Origin of the sequence: Streptomyces sp. WAC 06738 (assembly GCF_003945505.1) — a bacterium.
Lineage (GTDB): Bacteria > Actinomycetota > Actinomycetes > Streptomycetales > Streptomycetaceae > Streptomyces.
The window spans coordinates 3,648,958-3,669,809 of the sequence record NZ_CP029618.1; the positions used below are offsets into that span (position 1 = coordinate 3,648,958).

The following is a 20,852-nucleotide window of genomic DNA, read 5'->3' on the forward strand; positions in this document are numbered from 1 at the left end:
GCGCAGGGGCGCTGGGCGACAGCTGGCGAACCCCAGTCCTAGGGAGGCGCCGTGAATGCTCAGTTCTGGACGAGGCCCGATCTCTCCCGACAGCCCTGCCTAAGGGATTTGAACGACAACCTCCACGACCTCAGGCTGAACGCGGGGCTCCCGTCCGCACGGGGAGTCCGGGATCGGATCGGTAAGGACGCGCAGGATTTCTGGATCGTCAATCACCAAGCGGTTCTGGATGTCTTTCAGAAGCCTGTCCTGCCTCAGCCTGGCCGTCTCGATCTCATCGTCCGCGCCTTGGCCGAGATGGCCCGCCACGACGAGGACGCTACAGCCGATCGGTTCGAGGGCCTGTGGAAGCTAGCCGCGAGCGAGACGGTCACACAGGCGCACACCGGCGTCCCGGACGATCTCACGGAGCCGGGCGACAACAGGGACGATAACGCGCCGGGCGACCCTGCTTTGGAGTCCCTCAAAGCACTGATCATCCATGCGGCACAGTCGCTGTGGGACGACAGGGACGCACTCCGCGTCTTCCTCGGTGTGGTCCGCCGCAGTGCGGGGTTCGCCAAGATGGCCGACGCGCTGGAAGAGCACCGCCCGGCGAATGCGACGTTCTACGGAGTGCAGAGCCGCGAGTTCGCGGTGGCCCGCACCGCCGCGCGTTTGGAGCTCAGCATGGTTCACCGCCAACTTGAAAAGCACCGACTCAAACACCGCTGGTCCTTTACCGACCTGGAGCGCCAAACGCGGATCTCTGCGGAGAGGTGGATCCACTGGTACACCCAGTGCGAACTGCCCGACCGCGAAGCGATCATCGCCTTTTCCCATGCGGCAAGCCTGCAATTGGAGGACCGCACCCTGATACTCGGGCTCTGGAGCTCAGCCCATGAAGCACTGGAGCGGCAGTCGCACCTCGACACTTTACCGTCAGCCATCGGATTCGACGAAGCGTGGGGGATGCGGCCCCCGACGACGCCACGGCTGTGGGGGCTGGCAGGTGTCGGAGGCGATCCCCTGACCGCTCACGGCCCCGATCTCGCAGCCGGGACCGTTGCGGCCTTCACCATCGCTGGGTCCGCCGGATCCGGGCGCTCCATCGCTCTGACTACCGTCGCGCGCTCTCTGTTAGCGGGCGGCGCGAGGGTCCTGCTCGTCGCGCCACGGCCTTCGCCGCTCCGGGAACTGGCAGGGCGGGAGTCCGTGATGGGCTGTCTCGACCGGGACGACTTCACGTGTCGGGAGATGGAGGAGGTGTTGGACACGGCCACGCGTGACCATCCTGTGGTGGTGGTCATGGACGACGTTGAGGTGCTGGCTGACTGCAGCGCCGCCCCTGTACTGAGGCAGCTTCTCCGACACGGATTCAGCGAAGGAACGGCCCTGGTCGCAGCCGGCGATGATCAGAGGCTCAACCGCTGCGTGAAATGGCCGAGGGAACTAACCAAGGCTCATCGGGGTCTCCTCCTCGCGCCCCAGAATTCCACGTCCGGCAGGTTGATCGGCAGCGCTTCGGTCCCGTCCCTCGTCAGCGATAGACCCACTCCCGGCAGAGGCTGGCTGCATCTCGGGGACGGTACTCTCCTGGCGGTGGCCGTTCCTCAGTAGTCCTCGCCCCCTTCGGGGTCGGCTGCTGAAGGTTGCAGATTGGGCTTCCCTCCCTCCGTTGGAGCATCGGCGTCCCGGAGCACCCGGGTAATCCGCGTTCGGGCTGAGGGGACCTCGTCGAAGCGCTTGAGGTCTGGCCGCTGATGTCTGCCGGTTGCCCGTTGGCCGGGCTGGGCAGATCTGAGGGCGAGCATGAGCGTCGGGAGGGGAAATCGTGGCACGGAAGAAGTCCCTGGCCGGGAAGTTACTAAAGGCGTACCAGGACTCGAAGAAGGCCAGGGCCGCCGAGCAGAAGCGGTTGGAACAGGAACAGGTTCGACGTGCCCGGGCCGCCGAGCAGGCTCGGACCCGCGAAGAGCGGGCCCGCGCCCAACAGGAGCGGGAGCAGTCCCGGGCGTGGGAGCGGGCGCGGAAGGAGAAGGAACGGCAGGACACGGAGCGGGCGCGCAAGGCCGCGCAGATCGAACGCGACCTGGAAAAACGCCAGACCGCCAAAAGACAGGCCGAGGAACGTCGCAAACGAGAGGACGCCAAGGCCAAGGCCACCGCCGAACGGCAGGCGAAACTGGCGCGCACCGAAGCGCTGAAGGCCGAGGCAGTCGACCGCACAACACAGGTTCAGGAGCGGATCGAGTCTCTTGAAAGCCTCCTCCTGCAGAGGCCGGCAGGTCTGTATGGTCACCGGACGACCGTGGAGAACGCCTTCAATGGCAGCGGACCGGACGGCTTGGTCGAAGCGATCGGAGGAGCCCTGGCGGAGCTGCCCGATCCGGAGGGCCTGCGGGGCGAGTGGCGTGCCGTGTTCGCGCCCGAAACACGAGAAATGGTCGTGGAGATGGACCTTCCGGGGCAGGAGGTCGTGCCCGCGGTCTCGCAGTTCCGCTTCAAGGCCGCCGCACCAGCCGCGGTCGTCCCCCAGCCCAGAAAAGAAGCGGAGGTCAAGCAGCAGTACTCACGGCTCGTCGCTCGCTTGGCGCTTCGCGCGATCAACGAGGTACTGGCCGCAAGCCCACCGTCGCTCGTCGATGTCGTCGCATTCAACGGGCACGTCCGGAGCAAGAACCGGGCCACTGGGAAGGCCATTCGTCCCTGCCTGGTCAGCGTGCGCAGCAGTCGTGGCGACTTCGAGGACCTGGTGCTGGATGAACCCGCCCTCGACCCGGTCCAGTGTCTGCGTCATCTCAACGCCATCGTCTCCCAGCACCCCTACGACCTCGAACCGGTCCGTCCTGTGGTCACATTCGACCTCAGTAAGTACAAGTTCGCTCCCGAGGTCGACGTAGTGGCCGGGCTCGACAGCAGGCCGGACTTGATGAAGCTGGATCCCATCGAGTTCGAGCACCTCATCCGCCGCCTCTTCGAGGCGTACGGCATGAAGGCGTGGGTCACCCAGGCATCGCGGGACGACGGGATCGATGCCGTCGCGACGAACGAGGATCCGATGACGGGCGGCCTGTGCATCATCCAGGCCAAGCGCACCAAGAACACCGTTCCGGCGGAAGCCGTCCGCGCGCTGGCCGGCGTCATGCACGACAAGGCCGCCGCGAAGGGCATCCTCGTCACCACTGCGTGGTTCGGAAAGACCAGCCTCGACTTCGCCTATCGGACCGGCCGCATGCAGCTCATCGACGGTCGTGGGCTCAAAGCCCTGCTCAAGGAACAGTTGGGTATCGACGCCCTCATCGGACTTCCCAAGGTTCCGCCCGGTTGGGTTCCGGAAGACCTCAGGTGAGGAGCGCTCCGTCGAACCGGACGCGCGCGTGTGGGGTGCATGCCTCACGCGTTCGAAGCCCATAGCCTCCGCACCCTGCCTGACCAGGCGAACGAGGCCCTGCACTGGCAGGCGGCTGCGGGGCCTCACGCATCCCCTGGTCCCACTTCTAGGCTCACCCATTGGCCCCATGAAGGAATAAGACGGTCTTTGGGATGCGCACGCTCTGTGCCCTTCGAGCGAGATGACCCGGCCGGGGCTCCGGTCAGGCCCGACACAGGCAGGTGGCGTGCCAGGCGTTGCACGATCCGCAGGATGTCCAGTTCGCCCACGGTGACGGGGGATGACAGGCGCGGTGCAGCACGGAGGCCGTCGAGCACGGGCAAGCAGCGTTTCACACGGGTCTGCCCGATGCGGCCGGGCGCGGTCAACCAGCGGGAGCGAATCGGTATCTGACGCCAGTGGCAGAGACGCCACCCTTCGGGATCCGACCGGGAGATGCACCCCGGCGCCTGATCTCCGCAACCGGCTGTCCGCGGCGTGGTGAGCTGAGCGGCCGGTCGTGACGCCCGTCGATGGCAAGTCCCGACGGGTCAAAGGCCACGTACAGCTGCGAGGCCCGTATGCGCAGTTCCGGAGTGGGCCGACGACGCCCAGGCGGAAGAGAGTGCGGTGGAGAGAGCAGAGGGCGACGCCGTGCGACGCCGTGCTCGCCTCGACCCGGGCCCTCGTGACTATGCCAGCGGACGTGGTCCGCCTCCAGGTCAACCGGGGTGCGCATCCCAGCGAAACCGCGCGCACCGCAACTGCCAGCAACGGACGAAACGGCCAGGTAATGGAGTTCTGGCCAGAAGGCCGGCCAAGCGCTCGAGCAAAGAGGCCGATGCGGGCAAGCACAGGTCCTGACCAGACGCGATGCAGCCGCTCATGGTCTCAATTTTGGTCTCATTCGCTGGCGTCCGCCTCCGTCCGTCGAGCACTTCCGCGCTCGCTCAGCAGCAGGTCAGAACGGAGCCGTCCAACCCCGGACACCAACACGGCGATTTGGAAAGCGTGTTGGGTTCACACCCTCACGAGTTCGAATCTCGTATCCTCCGCACCCAGCCTGACCAGGCAAAACGAGGCCCTCGACCGGCGCGCCGGTCGAGGGCCTCGTCGTTGCTCGGACGCATACGGGCCTTGCCTGCGGAACACAGCTACGCCGTGCATCGGCGGCAATACGGGCCCGGTGGCAGCATCGACGTACACGGTGTCTTCATGGAGGGCGGCTGCATCGGGCCCGGCGGCGGGCGCCGGCTGCCCCGGACTCCGCGCGATCCTGGGGGGAAGGTACGGATGGAGCTTGCGGGCGTGACGCTCGCCGGGCGTTATGAGTTGCGGGAGTTACTCGGTCGCGGCGGTATGGGGGAGGTGTGGCTGGGGCGTGACTCCTCGCTGCCGCGGCGGGAGGTGGCCGTCAAGGTGTTGCCGTCCCTGGCCGGCGGGCGCGGGGTGCGGCGCTTTCGGCGAGAGGCGGCTGTCCTCGCCGGGCTCCAGCACCCGGGCATCACCGTCGTGTACGACGCCGGGGAGCACCACGGCTTCCTGTACATCGTCATGGAGCGGCTGCACGGCCAGGACCTGGCGCGGCTGCTGGCCGGCCACGGCGGGGCCCTGCCCGTCGCGCGGGCCGTGGACGTGGCTCGGCAGACCGCCGTCGCCCTGGACGCCATCCACGGCTGCGGCGTCGTCCACCGGGACCTCAAGCCGGGAAACCTGTTCGTACAGCCCGGCGACCGGGTGAAGATCTGCGACTTCGGCATCGCCCGCCCCGCCGACGCCTCGACCGCGCTGACCGTGTCCGGAGCCGTGCTGGGCACCCCGCGCTACATGTCGCCCGAGCAGTGGCGCGGGACGGAGGTCGACACCCGCGCCGATCTGTACGCCCTGGGCTGTGTCCTGTACGAACTGCTCACCGGCCGGCCGCCGTTCACCGAGGCGACGGTGTACGCCCTCATGCGGCAGCATCTCGAACAGCCCCCGCCGCGGCTTCGCGAGCTGCGACCCGGCCTGCCGGGAGACCTGGCAGATCTGGTGCTGGCGCTGCTGGCCAAGGACCCGGACGGACGCCCGGACGCCCGGGCTCTGGCCCGCGAGCTGGCGGGACCCGGCGTACGGGTACGGGACGCGCCTCGGCCGCCGGCCGCGCCGGACGCACGTACCGCGCCGGATGCACGTACCGCGCCGGACGCACCGCGCGCCCTTCGTGCACAGCCGCTGCGCGGCGAGCACCATCTCACCCTGTCCGGTCACCGCACCGCGGTGGGGAACCTTGTGTTCAGCCCCGACGGCCGCACCCTCGCCAGCGGCGGCTGGGACAAGTGCGTGCGCCTGTGGGATCCGCGCAGCGGCGAACCGCGTACCACGCTGCGCATGAAGGACACCCGCTCGACCGGTGCCGCCTACGCCCCGGACGGCCGCCTCCTCGCGACCCGGAACGGAAAGGACGTCGTTCTGCGGGACGCGGACACCGGCGAGCCGCGCCTGGCCCTGAAGTACCCCGGATGGGCCGCGTCGGTGGCCTCCGTGGCGTTCAGCCCCGACGGCCGCACCCTCGCCACCGGCGGCAGCGACAGGGCCATCCGGCTCTGGGACGTGCACACCGGCGACCCCGGCCCGGTGCTGAAGGGGCATGGCGGGTGGGTCGGTTCGCTGGCATTCAGCCCGGACGGCCGCGGCATCGTCGGAGGAGGCGACAGCGGTACGCCGCGGATGTGGGACCTCGCCACGGGCGAGCCGCGCTGGGAGCTTCCCCGCGGCGCCTACATCAGCCTCGTGTTCAGCCCGGACGGGGCGGTCCTGGCCACCGCCTTCGGGGGCACCCCCGTACACCTCAAGAACGCCCGTACCGGCGAAGACCTGCGCGTACTGGAGGGCCAGACCCAGGGAAGGACCGCCCTGGCCTTCGCCCCGGACGGCCGCACCCTCGCCACCGGCGACCACCAAGGCGTCATCTGCCTCTGGGACACGGCCACCGGAGACCAGCGCCTCGTCATCGACGCGCACCAAGGGCCCATCCTCAGCCTGGCGTTCGCCCCCGGCGGACACATCCTGGCCGGCGGCGGCCAGGACCGGGTGATCCGGCTCTGGGACATCCGGACCCGGTAGTCCCGGGTCCGGATGCGGGCACCTGCCGGTGCGGGGCATCGTCGTGCTGCGGCCCTCGGGGCCCGGGCGGGTTACCGGGGGGTGAGGTCCATGCGGATGTCCTCGGCCGCCCACAGGACGAAGCGTTCGACAGGCGTGACCGTCTGATCTGGCGCCATCTGGAACCGGAACCGCTTCAGCAGCATCGCCAGGACGAGTTTCGCCTCGACCATCGCGAGGACGGAGCCTTCACAACTCCGGGGCCCGAGCCCGAACGGGATGTACGCGAACCGGTGCCGCTGGGCCGACGCCTCCGGTGTGAAGCGGTCCGGGTCGAACACCTCCGGGTCGGGCCAGTGCTCGGGGTTCATGTGCACGGCCCAGAAGGGGTAGAAGATGGTCGTGCCCGCGGGAACGGTGTACTCGCCGAGCGTGAGGTCCTCGGTGGCCTCCCGGGCGCCGTACGGTCCCGGCGGGTACAGCCGCATGGCCTCCCGGAGCACCGTGTCCAGGTACGAAAGCGGCCTGAGGTCGCCGTAGTCGGGTGCGGTCCGGTCACCGAGAACCCGGTCGACCTCCTCGGTGGCCCGCTCGGCCACCTCCGGGTGGCGGGCCAGCAGGTAGAGCGTCCAGGAGATGGCGACCCCGGTGGTGTGGTGGGCGGCCAGCATGGTCGTCAGCACCGTGTCGCGTATCCGCGCCGGCGACTCGCCCGCTCTGACCAGAGCCGCGACCAGGTCGCTCCTGTCGGCGTGCTCGGTGGTGCCGCGTTCGCGGTGCGCGGTGAGCACCTCGTCGACGGTCGCGCGCAGGTAGGCCAGGGCCTCTTCGGAGCGTACGCGGCGCTCCTCCTCCGTGCCGCCCACGTCCATCTGGTACAGCCGCGCCAGGTAGTCGGTGAGCACGTCCTCGAACGCCGACACGACCCGCCCGGCGGCCTCCTCGGACCGCAGGCCGTTGCCCAGCGCGTATTCACAGATCATCCGCAGCGACAGCTCGCTGAGGTCCTTCTGCAGCTCCACGGGGCCCCGCGCGGCGTTCTCCGCCCACCGGTCGGCCATCGACGCCGTGAGCGCGGTGAACTGCGCGAAGTGCGCTTCGTGCGAGGGCCGTCCGGCCAGTACGGAGAGCATCACCCGCCGCCACGGCACGTGTTCGTCTTCCGGGAGCGTCTGCACGTTGCCCGACTCCTGGAGAGGCTCCAGGAACTCGAAGAGCTTCTCCGGCCGCTTGTTGATCTCCGCCGTGGCCTCCAGCAGCACCGGATCGGCGACCGACACCGCCACGTCCGCTCCCGGTAAGGGGAAGCGCACCACCGGACCGAACTCCGCGTGCAGCTTGAGCTGATAGTTGTGCAGCCCTCCCGCCGCCACGATCGCCTTGACGCCGTCACCGCCCGCGGGCGGGCCGGGAATCCTGTCGATGCCGCCGTCCGGCATGGCACTCCCTCCTCGGGTCACGTCCCGGCAACGTTGTCGGGCCGAAACCGGCTCCGGCCGGACGACGTCGCCGGCCGGTCGCTACGCTCGCATCGTTCCACGGATTCTGCAGCGCGGCAGGGGCATGGCGGGAGAGATCGATGAACAAGTCGTCGCCGAACGGGGGAGGACGCGAGGAGGAGAACCCCCTCCGGCTCCGGACCCCGGCCGTCCCGCGCATCTACGACTACTTCCTCGGCGGCAAGGACAACTTCGCCCACGACCGGGCGGTCATGGAGGAAGTCCGGCGGCACGTTCCCGACGCACCCCTCATGGCGCGGGAGAACCGCGCGTTCCTGCGGCGCGCGGTACGGTACCTGGCCGGTTCCGGGATCCGGCAGTTCATCGACATCGGCTCGGGTATGCCGGTCGAGGGCGGCGGGCACCAGAACCTGCACGAGATCGCCCAGCAGGTCGCCCCGGACACGCGCGTGGCGTACGTCGACATCGACCCGGTGGTCGTCAGCCACGGGCGGGCGTTACTCGGCAGATCGCCCCTGGTGGCCGTCTCCCACGGCGACGCCCGGCACCCCGAGGACATCCTGGCCGATCCCGACCTGCGTGAGGTCATCGACTTCGACCGGCCGGTAGCCGTGATCATGCTGGCCATGCTGCACTTCATCGACGACGAGGCGGACCCACCGGGGATCGTGGCGCGCCTGCGCGCAGCGATGGCACCCGGCAGCCATCTGGTCATCTCGCACTCGACCTCCGAGTTCGACACCGACGGCCGGGTCCAGAGGGCCGCCGACGTCTACAAGAAGGCCCATTCTCCGCTCACGCTCCGCAGCTACGCGGAGATCAGGCGGCTGTTCGACGGCTTCGACCTGCTCGACCCGGGCCTGACCACCGTGTCGCTGTGGCGCCCCGAGCCGACACCCGTCTCGCCGTGGTCCACCGCACCGGACACGACCGCGCCGTCCGGTGCCGACCGCCAGTGGGTCTGCGCAGGAGTCGGACGAAAGACCGGCTGACGGCGGCCGGCGCGGCGGGTTCGGGATCGGTGAAGTCCCGGCCGGCCGCTGTGCAGATCGCCCCCGTGAATGGCGGGCATGGAAGGTTCGCGCCCCTCACGAGTGCGGATCTCGTAGTGTCCATGGGGGCGACGGGTCCGGCGGCGGGCCGGGCCGTGAGACGTGTGGGGGTCGGGGCGTGGCGGTGGGGTCGGTGCGGGTGGTGTTCGTCGATGCCGAGACGGAGGCGGAGTTCGCGCGGAGTGAGTTCGCTCCCGGGCAGCTTCCCGACTCGTTCGCGCATGAGACGCGTCTCGAACTCGGAGGAGAGTCGTGGGCCGTCGTCCGGGCCGAGCCGCCGACCGCAGAAGAGTTTCTTCGGAGCGGCAGCCTCGTGCTGACCCTCAGGCGGGTCCAGCAGATCGATCCGCAGGAGCTGACGTACTCCCTGCCGACGATCTTCGACCCGCTGCCGCCGACCGAGGACTCGACCGGTCCGGGGGAGCACTTCGTGATCCACGAGGACGACTGGCGGCAGGCCGAGATGGTCTCCCGCCAGCTCGCGGGGCAGGTCGAGGCCGAGATGCGCGCGATCCATGAGGTCTTCCGGCAGCATTCGCGGGTGATCGGCGAGGGGGCGTCGTCGGTACGGGTCTTCGACCGGATTCATCTCCGCCAGACCCCGACCGCCCCCCTCTCCGGCGAGGTTTCGCTGCGGCGGCTGTCGGAGCTGCTGCCCGTCGGCGGCAGGCCGTACACGGGCGTCTGCTTCGGTGACGATCCGGGCCGCGTGGCCGGCTCGTTCGCGATCGCCGCCGATCCGGTCACCGTGTACGGCCAGGCGCACGATGACCGGGTCACGACGCTGTGCCTCATGACCTCGCCCGATGCCGCGGCGGAGTCGGGGTCGGCGGTGGCCGGCCTCGCGCAGGTGATGCGTGAGTGCGATCTGCTGCTGGCCGACTGGTGCACCGGGCGGCTGCTGGACGCCTCGGCCATCGGCGCCTTCGTGGATCCGGCGTAGCCGCTCGTTCTCCGGGCTGCCGACGGCTCTCCGCAGCGGTTCAAGCCGCCGTGGCCGTATCGCCCTTGAAGACCTCACGGCCGTGCCAGCGGAGATGAACGGCGTCCAGGGCCGGCCGGCCCGGGCGCGGCGTGCTCAGCGGCTGGTCGTGGAGATCGTCGAGGGCGAGGCCGGCCGGGCTGCGGGCCACGTACAGTTCGGACACCCTGATGCGCAGCTCAAGGGTGAGGCCGAGGACGCCCAGGTCGAAGAGGGTGTGGTGCAGCGAGCACAGGGCGATGCCGTTGCTGACCTCGTCCGGGCCCTCATGGCTGTGCCAGCGCACGTGTGCTGCCTCCAGCCCCACCGGGTTGCGTCCGAGCGCGCCGTCGAAGCCGCACATCGCGCAGGCGTACGCGTACGCCCGCAGCACCTCCTCGGTGAAGCCCGCGCGGCGGGTGCGGCGCCGGGCGGCCACCATGTCGTACGCGGCGAGTTCGAGATCGGTGAGGTCCAGACCGGCCGCTGCGCAGATCGCCCCTTCCAGCGCCGGGGTGAAGTGCCGGTCGAGCAGGACCCGTGCGGCCGCCGCCCGGGACCGGGGGTCCGCGAGGATCTTCTCGACCTCGGGTCGCAGCCGGCCGTGGGCCTCGCGGCGGCGCAGGAGTGCGCCGCTCTCGCTGACCCCGGGGCCGATGGGCTCGCCGTGGAGATCGCGGAGGTCCCACAGCTCCCGCTCCAGGTGCACGAACGGCATCGCGGCGCGGTCGCGGGCGCGGGCGGGGCTGGCGACCGTGGGGCCGAAGTCGTTGATCAGGCGGCTCACTGGCTCGGCGGCCTCGTCGTACGTGACCGTGCTGCTGCCTGTTTCGGAGAGCCGGCCGAGGAGCCAGAGCAGGAGCAGAGGTTTGTGCGGTGCCCGTCCGGTTCCCGTCGTCGCGCGCCGGAGCGTCGTCAGCCGGCGCAGCAGCTCGTCCACCGTCATGGCCGCCACTGTGCCACGGACCGCCGACGGCGGTTCCCGTATACGCCGCTACGCGAGCAGCACCGCGTTCCACACCGCCCAGATCGCGGCCAGCGGGAAGAAGACGGGGAAGAAGAGCCCGCCCACGATCCGGAAGGACGGTCTGCCCGGACCGGTCCACCGGTAGAACATCACGGCCAGCCCGAAGAAGACCGCGACCAGGGCGGCGGTGACCGCACTGATGGGATAGGCGCCCTCCCAGCCTCCCTCGGTGCTGAACATGTAGCAGCCGAACGCGATGAGGCCGATCCCGGCCAGCAGGAACCAGCTCCCCGTGATCACACGCCCGACCCGCGCGGTGCCGGCCGGCGCCACAGCCGGCGGGGCGGGTGGCACGACCGGTGCGCCGCTTGCGGGCGAAGGCGCGGGTGCCGGCGCCGTGACCGTGGGGGTACGGGCACGGAGCACGGCCAGGGTGCTCTCCACGGTCGGGCGGTCCTCGGGCTTCTTGGCCAGGAGGGCGGTGATGAGCGAGGCGAGGACGGGGTCCGCGTGCTGCATCGGCGGCGGATCGTGGAGGGCCACGGCGGCGAGGGTCGCCGTGGGGGTCTCCCTGCGGAACGGGGAGACGCCCTCGATGGCCTCGTACAAGGTGACCCCGAGGGAGAACAGGTCGCCGGCGGCCTGGTCCTGGAGGCCGTTGAGGCGTTCGGGAGCCATGTACTCGACGGAGCCGATGACCCCGCCCGTGGTGGTGAGACGCGTGTCGGTCTCGTGGACGGCGATGCCGAAGTCGGTGAGGAGGATCTGGTCGTCGCCGGTGAGCATCACGTTCGCGGGCTTCAGGTCACGATGGACGATCCCGGCCGCGTGGGCCGCCTTCAGGGCCTTGAGCAGGGCGGTCGCCGTCTCGGCCACGAGCGGCGCGGGCAACCGCCCGTCCGCGCGCAGCCGCTCCTCCAGCGACTCCCCGTCGACCAGGCGCATCACGATCCAGGGTGCGCCGTCCTCGACGACCACGTCGTGGACGGCGACGATATGCGGGTGGTCGCGCAGGCGGGCCGCGTTGCGGGCCTCGCGGGCCGCGCGTACCACCCGTTCACGATGCTCCGCGTCCGAGCCCGCCTGGTGCGGCAGCCACACCTCCTTCACCGCGACGTGGACGCCGAGCGCCTCGTCGTGCGCCTTCCACACCCGCCCGAACCCGCCGACGCCGAGCTGCCCGACGAGCCGGTAGCGCCCGCCGATGATCCGCTCCGGCTGCGTCTCCTCCACCAACGTCCCCCCGATCCATGCCCAGTTCACCGCCCGTGAGGGGCCGCGGCAGAGCGTACTCAGTCACCCGCCGGGGCGCTACGCGGGAGGGCGTCGCGCGGGTTCCGGGGGTTGTTCTACGTGGGGTAGAGTGCGGTGCCACCGCGGTCGCGTCGGAGGGAGCGGGCACGTGCGGCGTTCTGGCGAGTTGGAACGCGCGGTCATGGACGTTCTCTGGGACGCCGGTCGCCCCCGCACCGCCAAGGACGTGCTCGACGCGCTGCCGGACCGCGCGCTGGCGTACACGACGGTGATCACGGTTCTGGACCGGCTGGCGCAGAAGGGGACCGCCCGGCGCGAGCGCATCGGCCGCTCCTGGCACTACACCCCGGCGGCCAGCAGGGAGTCCTACGTCACCAGCCTGATGATGGACGTCCTCGCCCAGGCCGGGGACCGCGACGCCGTTCTGGCGCACTTCGCCCGCTCCGTGTCCGGCCCGGAGGCGGACGTCCTGCGCGCCGCGCTCGCCCGCGAAGCGGATGAGCACCACGGGTCCGGCGACGAGGACAAGCGCCGCCGATGAGCCATCTGCTGCACTTCGCCGTCATGCTGGCCTGCTGCCTGGCGGCCGTGCGGCCGCTGGCCCGGGCCCGCTGGGTGACGCGGATGCCGCGCACCGCGCTCGTCACCTGGCAGGCCCTCGGCCTCACGCTGGAACTGTCCCTGCTCGGGCTGGTCTTCGCCGCCGTGTTCGCGCCCGCCAACCAGGGGCTGGTGCCCGGCCTGCTGGACCTCGCGCGCGCAGGCGGCGCCCCCGCGGGACCGCTCGCCCCGGCGGCCCTGGCGCTCGGCGCCGCCTATCTCGCCGCCCGCGGCTGGAGCCTGGCGCTGGTCTGCCGGGACCTCGCCCGGCACCGGCGGCGCCACCGCGACCTGCTGACGCTCGTGGCCCGCTCGCGCGCGGCGCTGCCCGGTGTCGAGGTGCTCGACCATCCCGTCCCGGCCGCGTACTGCCTGCCCGGGCGCCCCGGGCTCGTCGTGCTCAGCACCGGCGCCCTGCGCCTCCTCGGCCCGCGGCACCTCGCCGCCGTCGTCGCCCACGAGCGCGCCCATCTGCGCCAGCGCCACGATCTCGTCCTCCTTCCGCTGCTGGCCTGGCGGCGGCTGCTGCCGCGCAGCGCGCTGCTGCTCGAATCCGTGGCGGCGGTCCGGCTGTTGCTGGAGATGTGCGCGGACGACGCCTGCTGCCGCCGCCTGCCGCGCCGCGACCTGACCGACGCCCTGGCCCGGTTCACCGCCGCGGGCGGCACCGTCCCGCCCCCCGCCGGCGGCTTCGCCGCCGCGGACACCGCCGTCACCGCCCGGACCGCCCGGCTGCTGGCGCCGCGGCGGGCCACGGCTCTCGCCCGTACGGCGGTGCTGGTCGTCGCCGCCACGGCGCTCTCCACTCCGGTGAGCCTGTTCGCCCTCCCGCTGTGATCGCGGCCGGGGCCCGCCGGCCCGCCGCGCGGCTTCGCCGCGGAGTGCGGAGCACCGTGGTGACCAAGCCCCCCGTACGTCCCGGGCGGACGGCGGCGGCGCCCGCCCGGGAGGTGCGTTCCACGCCCGCGTTCGGAGGTGTGGCGGCGCGCCTACGTCCGGGTCGGCTCGCCGCTCCGGGCGCCGGCTTCCGGCCGCGGTCCGGCGGCCGGGACGCCGGGGCGCCGGGCCGTGCGCGGCCAGGCGCGGTCGCCGAGGTACGTGAGCAGCGCGGGGGTGACGACCAGGACGGCCGCCGCGGCGACCAGCACGCCGCCGGCGAGGCCGAGTCCGAACTGCTTCATGATGCGGTCGGGAGAGAGCGCGAAACTGGCGAAGACCGCCGCCATGATCAGCGCCGCGGCCAGCACCACGCGGCGCGAGTCCCGCAGGCCCTCGGCCACGGCGTCGCGGGCCTCCGCCCCGCGCAGGCGGGCTTCGCGGATCCGGGCGAGGACGAACACCTGGTAGTCCATGCCGAGTCCGAAGAGCAGCGCCATCAGCGTCATCGGCAGGTAGCTCTCCACCGGCCCGGTGGCGCCGGTGCCGAGCACGCCGGACGCCCAGCCCCACTGGAAGACCGCGACCAGCAGCCCGTAGGAGACCCCCAGGGACAGCAGGGTGAGGACCACCGCCTGCACCGATACGACCGGCGAGCGGAACATCAGCGCGAGCACCAGCGCGGAGATGACGACGACGGCCAGGACGAAGACGGCCAGCCGGTCGGCCATCCGGTCGGTGAGGTCCTGGAACGTGGCGGTCACCCCGCCCACGTAGAAGCGCATCGGGGTACCGGCCGCGGCCTCCGGCAGTGCCGTCTCCCGCAGTTCGCGTACGAGCCGGGGCGTGGCCTCGTCCTGCGCGTCGGTGCGCGGGACGACGGTGACGACCTGGGCCCGGCCGTCCGGGCTGGTGGCCGGCGGGCCGACGTGGGCGACGCCGGGGGCGCGGCGCAGCCGCTCGACCAGCCCGGCGGTGTCATCGGGAGAGGCGCCGCGCAGGTCGGCCACAACCATCAGCGGCGCGGTGGCGCCGGGACCGAACGCCTCCTGCTTCAGCTCGTGGGCCCGGCGGGTGGTGTCCGAGGCGGGGGCGTTGCCGGCGTCGGCGGAGCCCAGCCGCATCGCGGCCAGCGGCGCGCAGAGGGCCAGCAGCAGCGCGGTGGCGCCGACGACCACCGCGAGGGGCCGGCGGCGCAGGAGCTTCTCGTACGCACCGGGGGCCCGTTCGTACGCACCGGCCCCCCGCTCCCCTGGCACCCGCGCCCCGGCACCCCGGCGCTCCAGCCGCCCGCGCGGCGTCAGCCACCGGTCGGCGATGCCCAGCAGAGCCGGCACCAGGGTGAGCGCCAGGCCGAGGGTCGCGGCGACACCGAGGATGCACGACACGGCCAGCCCGTACACGAAGGGCACCCCCATGAAGAACATCCCGCCCAGCGACACGATCACCGTCGTGCCGGCGAAGAGCACCGCCGCCCCCGACGTGCCCGCGGCCAGCGCCACCGCCCGGTCCGGCTCGTGTCCTTCGCGACGGGCACCGCGGTAGCGGACGGCGATGAAGAGCGCGTAGTCCACGGCGACTCCGAGGACGATCATCACGGCCACGGACATGCTGAAGTCCGGCACGTTCATGGCCTTGCTCAGCAGCATGACCAGCCCCATGGCGGTCAACAGCCCGGTCAGGGCGGCCAGGACGGGCAGCCCCGCCATCGCCAGCGACCCGAACGCGGCGAGGAGGATGACCAGCGCGGCCGCGAGTCCGACGCTCTCGCTCAGCCCGGTGCTCGGCTTCGGGGCGAACATGGTGCCGGACAACTCGACGTGCAGGCCGTCGCCGGACATGCCGGTCAGCCGCCGCTCGATCTCCCGGGCGGCCTCGTCCGGTACTTCGGTGCGGCCGACGGTGAAGACGATCCGCGCCGTGGCGGTGGTGCCGTCGTCGCTGACGAGCCCGCCGCGGGCGGCGTCGTCGAAGGGGACGACCTCGGCCACCACGGGGTCGGCAGTGCGCGCCGCCGCGAGCACGTCCCGCGCCCGCTCCCGTACGCCGGGAGCGTCGAGGCCGGCGTCGGCGTGCAGCACGATGTCGCCGGTGCCCGCGGCCTGTTCGGGGAAGTGCCGCTCCAGTACGTCGTACGCGCGCTGGGAGCCGGTGCCGGGCAGGTCGTACGCGGAGTCGAAGTCCGTGCCGGCCATGCCGCCGGCCGACGCGAGGGCCAGCGCGGCCAGCAGCCAGCCGAGGAGGGTGGTCCAGCGCCGGCGGTGGCAGGCGCGGGCGATGCGGACGAGCATGAGACGGGCCTTCCGTACCTGACTTTGCTCTACGTCTTGTAGAGCAACTGTGGGCGGCACCGTAGCAGCACTCCGGCCGTTTGCTCTACGCAAGGTAGAACAACCGGCGTCCGTCCGGCGGCGGAACGAGGCCCCGCAGCGGTGTGCCGCTGCGGGGCCTCGTCGTCGGCGTTCGGGGGTTCTCCGGGGTTGCCGGGGCTGTCAGTTGAAGAGCGCGGCGTAGCGGTCCAGGTACAGAGGCCAGCCCTCGCCGGCGCCCACGCCGTCCGCGACGGACGGCCAACCGGGGCCGTGGCGGTCGATGTTGCGGTGCTCCAGTTCCACGCGGGTGCGGTCCGGGGTCTCCGCGATGAAGCGGACCTCCACCTCGCTGGTGTTCTCCGGGTCGGTCTCCAGCGTCCAGGTGGGGCCGATGTCCCAGGTGAACACCACCCGCTCCGGCGGCTCGTACGCCAGCACCCGGGCCCAGCGGCACTCGCTGCCGTCCTCGGCGCGGTCGTAGATGTGGCCCCCGACCCGCCGCTCGAAGACGGTGTCGGTGAGGGGGGCGCCGAGGAGGTTGTGCTCCCGCGGCTTGAAGTCGCCGAAGCGCTCGGTGAAGACGGCGAACGCCTTCTCCAGGGGTGCCGCCACGACGGTCTGCCGCCGCACCACAGGGGTTGCTGTCTCAGTCATGCCTTCTCCTCGCCGTGTGCTTCCTTGCCGTTGCCGTGGTCTTCCGCGGCTTCCCGGTACCCGGCCAGGGCCCGGCTCCAGAACGTCTCGAGCTGGTCCCGGAGCGCGGCCACCCCCGCCGGGTCGAGCCGGTAGATCCGTCTCGTGCCCGCGGTGCGCTCAGTGACCAGTCCCGCGTTCTTGAGCACCTTCAGGTGCTGGGAGACGGCGGGCCTGCTGATCGGCAGCTCGTCGGCCAGCTCCCCGACCGCGCGCTCCCGCTCGGCCAGGCAGGCCATGATCGCCCGCCTGGTGGGGTCGCCCACCGCGCTCCACCCGTCGTCCATTCCGTAAGTAGCCACGAACCGTAAGCGTAGACTTACTCATCTCGTCGCGCAACGCAGGCATGCCGCGCGGTGGCCGGGCGGGCCGCGGTCCGCGGCTCGCGGGTCCCGCGGGGGAGGGTGAGGGTGAGGAGGGCGGCGGTGGCGGAGCAGGCGGCCAGGAGGAGGAAGACCCGGGGGTAGCCGCCCAGGGGCGTGGCCAGGGCGGTGACGGCGACCGGGGCCACGGCGGAGGCGGTGATGGCCGGGGCCGTGAGGAGGGCGGTGAGGCGGGCGTAGTGGGTGGTGCCCCAGCGGTCGGTGACGGCGGTGGCCTGGAGGAGGGTGACGTTGCCGCGGACCGTGCCGGCCGCGACGGAGAGCGCCGCGAGCAGTGCGTACGGGCCGGGGACCAGCGCCAGCGCGGCCGTGGTGGCGCCGCCCGCGGCCATGAGGAGGAACGTGCGGGCGGTGGCGCCGGTGCGGCGGGCGAGCGTGGCGTAGAGGGTACGGCCGAGGGTCTGTCCCGCGCCGCCGAGGCCGAGGGCCCAGGCCGCCGCGGCGGGGCCGGCGCCGCGTTCGGTGAGGAGCGGCACCAGGGCGATGACGACGGCGTACATCGCGAAGCTGTTCAGCATCAGGGCGGCGGCCAGGGTGACGAACGGGCGGGTACGGGCCACGGACCGGCCGCCGCCGGGCCGCGGGGGCGGCGGGGGCGCGGGCGGCCAGGGGGCGCGGAGGGCGAGGGCGTGGGCGGGGAGGGTGACGAGCGCGAGCACCGCGGCCAGCACGGCGTACGTGACCCGCCAGGAGAAGTGCGACGCCAGCGCGGCCGTCAGCGGGGCGAAGACGGTCGACGCCAGGCCGCCGGCCAGCGTGACGATCGTCAGCGCGCGCACCCGGTCCTCGCCCCACCAGCGGGTGACGGCCGCGAAGGCGGGCTGGTAGAACGTCGCGGCCATGGCGATGCCGGCGAGCAGCCAGGCCGCGGTGAAGACCGCCTGGTGGGGAGCCGCCGCGAGGGCGGCGACGGCGGTGACGCCCAGCGCGGAACCGGCGGTCATGACGGCGCGCGGCCCGCGGCGGTCGAGGACCCGGCCGAGCGGGATCCCGGCGAGGGCGGAGACCAGCAGCGCGGCGGAGAAGGCGGCCGTGGTGGCGGTCGGCGACCAGCCGGTGTCGGCGGTGATGGCGGGGTTGAGGACGGGGAACGCGTAGTAGACGATCCCCCAGCTCGTGATCTGGGTGGCGCACAGGGCGGGGAGCACGGCGCGCGGTCGCGCGCGGTTCGCGGTGCCGGGCGCGGGCGGAGGGCGGCGGCCGTCCGCCGCGTCGTGCGGCGGACCGTCCGTACCCGGCTGGTCCTGTACGTGCTGCTCGCTCACGGCACTCCTCGCGGTGGCCCGGCGCACGGTGCTGACGTGGCAGATCCTGCCCGCGCCGCGCCCGCGGGGACATCGCCGGAAGCTGTGGAATCCGTACGATCCGAGGAGGTGAACCTGCGAAACTTGCGGATCGCACGGATGTGAAACCGCGCCACAGAGGAGCCACGGGCATGCCCGGCCGCCCCGCCACCGGAAAGGTCTACGCGCACGCCAAGCTGCGCCGCCTGCGCCGCGAGCGCGGCATGAACCAGGTCGACATGGCCCGCGCGCTCGGCATCTCCACCAGCTACGCCAACCAGATCGAGCAGGGCCGGCGCCCGCTGACCGTGCCCGTGCTGCTGCGGATCGCCGAGGTCTTCGGCGTCGACGCGGAGTTCTTCTCCCAGGCCGACGAGGACCGCCTCGCCGCCGACCTGCGCGCCGCCCTCGCCGACGAGGCGTGCGGGGTGCCGATGCCCGCCGCCGAGGAGATCACCGAGGCGGCCCGCGGCCATCCCGAGGTGGCCCGCGCCCTAGTGGCCCTGCACCGCCGCTACCGCGACGCCGCGGAGCGGGCCGCCGCGCTCGCCACGCCGGGCCAGGACGGCGGCGCCGTACTCCCGCCCGGCGAACCGCACGACGAGGTCCGGGACTTCTTCTACGCGCACCACAACCACTTCGAGGCCCTGGACACCGAGGCCGAACAGACCGCCGCCGCCGCGCGGTGGGGCCCCGGCGGGGCGGCGGAACCGCTCGCCGCCCGCCTCGCCGGGCGGCACGGCGTCAGGGTCGTCGACGCCGCCCCGGGCCGGGCCGCCGACGCCCGCCGCTTCGACGCCGCCAACGGGCTGCTCTTCCTCTCCCCCTGGCTCACCGACGGCCAGCGCGCCTTCCAGCTCGCCACCCAGCTCGCCCTGCTGGAGCACGGCCCGCTGCTCGACGCGCTCACCGGCGGCGCCGCGGAGCTGACCTCCCCCGAGTCGGTGGCGCTGGCCCGTATCGGCCTGGCGAACTACTTCGCCGGCGCCCTGCTCATGCCGTACGCCGCCTTCCTCGCCGCCGCCGAGGAGGGGCGCTACGACATCGAGCTGCTCGGCGCCCGCTTCGGCGTCGGCTTCGAGACCGTCTGCCACCGGCTGAGCACCCTCCAGCGCACCGGCCACCGCGGGGTGCCGTTCTCCTTCCTGCGGGTCGACCGGGCCGGCAACATCTCCAAGCGGCAGTCCGCGACCGGCTTCCACTTCTCCCGGCTGGGCGGCACCTGCCCGCTGTGGACGGTGTACGAGGCGTTCTCCGCGCCCGGGCGCATCCTGCCCCAGGTGGCGGAGATGCCCGACGGGGAGCGCTACTTCTGGATCGCGCGCACGGTCACCCGCGGCGGCTACGGACGCCACGCGCCCCGCGCGGAGTTCGCCGTCGCGCTCGGCTGCGGGATACGCCACGCCCACAGGCTCGTCTACGCCGAGGGCGTGGCCCTGGACGATCCGCGCGCCGCCACCCCGATCGGCCTGGGCTGCCGCATCTGCGAGCGCCGCGACTGCGCCCAGCGCGCCCGGCCGCCGGCGGGGAGCCGCCTGGCGATCGACCCCGACCGGCGTACGTACGCGCCGTATCCGGTGGAAAGCAGCACCCCGTGACCGAAGCCCGACCGCGCCACCCGAGGGAGCAGCCGTGAGCCGCCCGTCAGACCTCCAGCATCCCCGCTTCGCCCGCCAGTACCTGAAGATGGCCCCCGTCGCCGACCGCCGCGGCGGGGCCGAGCACCGGCGCCGGCTGCTCGCGGGCCTGACCGGCCGGGTCATGGAGGTCGGCGCGGGCCAGGGGCGCAACCTGCCGCACTATCCCGCCACCGTCACCGACGTCGTCGCCGTCGAGCCGGACGACACCCTGCGGGCCGCCGCCGGGCGGGCCGCCGCGGCCGCGCCCGTGCCGGTGCGGGTGGCCGCCGGACACGCCGGGGAACTGCCCGCCGCGGACGGGGAGTTCGACGCCGTGGTCTTCTCGCTGGTGCTGTGCTCGGTGCCCGACGTGCCCGCGGCGCTCGCCGAGGCCGCCCGCGTGCTGCGGCCGGGCGGCGAACTGCGGTTCTACGAGCATGTGCGCTCCCGGCGCCGCCTCTTCGCGGCGCTGGAGGACATCGGCACCCCGCTGTGGCGCCGGGCCGCCGGCGGCTGCCACCCCAACCGCGACACCGAAGCCGCCGTCCGCGCCGCCGGGTTCGCCCTCGGGGACGTCGACCGCTTCGGCTTCGCCTTCTCCGCCCTGGCCCCCCGCGTCGCCCACGTCATCGGCACCGCCACCCGTCCCTGAACGCCCGGGCCCCGGCCCCGAGCCCCCGCCACTCTTTGCGGTCCTGCCGAACGGCCGCGCCGCCCCGGGGAATCGATGAGGAGTGCACGGCGGCGGAATGCGCCCTCCGCACCACCCGCACTCCGCCCCCACCTGCGATATTCGCGCCTGCCGCTGGTCGGACTGATCGTAAAACTACACCCACTTGAGTGGCCGGAAGAGCGTCGTCGTTTTCGCCAGGACACGCTGGAGAAATCACCTGGCGTGGCGGGGGGAATTCGCTCATCTCCGCTGCTACCGGGCCGAGTTCGGCTTTTCCTCGAGT

At 72.4% G+C, this 20,852-nt stretch carries 16 protein-coding genes; 9 read left to right on the forward strand and 7 right to left on the reverse strand.

Features of this window, described 5'->3' with window-relative positions:
* The first annotated feature begins 51 nt into the window (after positions 1–51).
* From DMB38_RS15650 to DMB38_RS15660, 3 genes are all read left to right on the forward strand, one after another.
* Positions 52–1,599 carry a hypothetical protein gene (locus DMB38_RS15650; RefSeq protein WP_125935716.1) on the forward strand — a complete coding sequence of 516 codons (1,548 nt, stop codon included), beginning with the start codon at positions 52–54 and terminating at the stop codon, positions 1,597–1,599.
* Positions 1,600–1,813: 214 nt separating this feature from the next.
* Positions 1,814–3,331 carry a restriction endonuclease gene (locus DMB38_RS36895; protein WP_240662268.1) on the forward strand — a complete coding sequence of 506 codons (1,518 nt, stop codon included), beginning with the start codon at positions 1,814–1,816 and terminating at the stop codon, positions 3,329–3,331.
* 1,314 nt (positions 3,332–4,645) lie between these two features.
* Positions 4,646–6,457, forward strand: coding sequence for a serine/threonine-protein kinase (locus DMB38_RS15660; protein ID WP_164716013.1), 1,812 nt, complete (start codon positions 4,646–4,648; stop codon positions 6,455–6,457).
* Positions 6,458–6,528: 71 nt separating this feature from the next.
* Here the strand turns inward: DMB38_RS15660 and DMB38_RS15665 are convergent, their stop codons facing one another.
* On the reverse strand, positions 6,529–7,875 hold the full coding sequence (locus DMB38_RS15665; RefSeq protein ID WP_125935718.1) for a cytochrome P450: 1,347 nt from the start codon (positions 7,873–7,875) through the stop codon (positions 6,529–6,531).
* 140 nt (positions 7,876–8,015) lie between these two features.
* On the opposite strand from DMB38_RS15665, the gene DMB38_RS15670 reads away from it, so the two are divergent.
* Both DMB38_RS15670 and DMB38_RS15675 read left to right on the forward strand, forming a co-directional pair.
* Positions 8,016–8,888 carry an SAM-dependent methyltransferase gene (locus DMB38_RS15670; RefSeq protein ID WP_125935719.1) on the forward strand — a complete coding sequence of 291 codons (873 nt, stop codon included), beginning with the start codon at positions 8,016–8,018 and terminating at the stop codon, positions 8,886–8,888.
* Between the two features lie 178 nt (positions 8,889–9,066).
* Positions 9,067–9,891, forward strand: a complete 825-nt coding sequence (locus DMB38_RS15675) for a hypothetical protein (protein WP_125935720.1) — start codon at positions 9,067–9,069, stop codon at positions 9,889–9,891.
* A gap of 40 nt (positions 9,892–9,931) precedes the next feature.
* Here the strand turns inward: DMB38_RS15675 and DMB38_RS15680 are convergent, their stop codons facing one another.
* The gene (locus DMB38_RS15680) at positions 9,932–10,855 is read right to left on the reverse strand and encodes a phosphorothioated DNA-binding restriction endonuclease (RefSeq protein WP_125935721.1); all 924 of its coding nucleotides are present in this window, start codon (positions 10,853–10,855) and stop codon (positions 9,932–9,934) included.
* A gap of 48 nt (positions 10,856–10,903) precedes the next feature.
* On the reverse strand, positions 10,904–12,109 hold the full coding sequence (locus tag DMB38_RS15685; RefSeq protein WP_125935722.1) for a serine/threonine-protein kinase: 1,206 nt from the start codon (positions 12,107–12,109) through the stop codon (positions 10,904–10,906).
* 169 nt (positions 12,110–12,278) lie between these two features.
* On the opposite strand from DMB38_RS15685, the gene DMB38_RS15690 reads away from it, so the two are divergent.
* Together DMB38_RS15690 and DMB38_RS15695 are read left to right on the forward strand one after the other, a co-directional pair.
* On the forward strand, positions 12,279–12,671 hold the full coding sequence (locus tag DMB38_RS15690; protein WP_125935723.1) for a BlaI/MecI/CopY family transcriptional regulator: 393 nt from the start codon (positions 12,279–12,281) through the stop codon (positions 12,669–12,671).
* Entirely contained in the window at positions 12,668–13,567 is a 900-nt protein-coding gene (locus DMB38_RS15695; protein WP_125935724.1) for a M56 family metallopeptidase, read from the forward strand. Before DMB38_RS15690 ends, DMB38_RS15695 begins: the two co-directional genes overlap by 4 nt.
* Positions 13,568–13,719: 152 nt before the next feature.
* Here the strand turns inward: DMB38_RS15695 and DMB38_RS15700 are convergent, their stop codons facing one another.
* The 4 genes from DMB38_RS15700 to DMB38_RS15715 form a co-directional block, all read right to left on the reverse strand.
* Positions 13,720–15,897 carry an MMPL family transporter gene (locus DMB38_RS15700; protein WP_125935725.1) on the reverse strand — a complete coding sequence of 726 codons (2,178 nt, stop codon included), beginning with the start codon at positions 15,895–15,897 and terminating at the stop codon, positions 13,720–13,722.
* Positions 15,898–16,098: 201 nt separating this feature from the next.
* A complete protein-coding gene (locus DMB38_RS15705) occupies positions 16,099–16,572 on the reverse strand; it encodes an SRPBCC family protein (RefSeq protein ID WP_125935726.1) in 474 nt (157 codons plus the stop codon).
* Complete coding sequence (locus DMB38_RS15710) at positions 16,569–16,913, reverse strand: metalloregulator ArsR/SmtB family transcription factor (RefSeq protein WP_240662270.1); 345 nt, start codon at positions 16,911–16,913, stop codon at positions 16,569–16,571. Before DMB38_RS15710 ends, DMB38_RS15705 begins: the two co-directional genes overlap by 4 nt.
* A 17-nt stretch (positions 16,914–16,930) precedes the next feature.
* A complete protein-coding gene (locus tag DMB38_RS15715) occupies positions 16,931–18,142 on the reverse strand; it encodes an MFS transporter (protein ID WP_240662707.1) in 1,212 nt (403 codons plus the stop codon).
* Between the two features lie 287 nt (positions 18,143–18,429).
* Here DMB38_RS15715 and DMB38_RS15720 point away from each other — a divergent pair, with 287 nt between their 5' ends.
* Both DMB38_RS15720 and DMB38_RS15725 read left to right on the forward strand, forming a co-directional pair.
* Positions 18,430–19,875 (forward strand): short-chain fatty acyl-CoA regulator family protein, encoded by a 1,446-nt coding sequence (locus DMB38_RS15720; RefSeq protein WP_125935728.1) that lies wholly within the window; start codon positions 18,430–18,432, stop codon positions 19,873–19,875.
* 34 nt (positions 19,876–19,909) lie between these two features.
* On the forward strand, positions 19,910–20,548 hold the full coding sequence (locus tag DMB38_RS15725) for a class I SAM-dependent methyltransferase (RefSeq protein WP_240662272.1): 639 nt from the start codon (positions 19,910–19,912) through the stop codon (positions 20,546–20,548).
* The last annotated feature ends 304 nt before the right edge of the window (positions 20,549–20,852 follow it).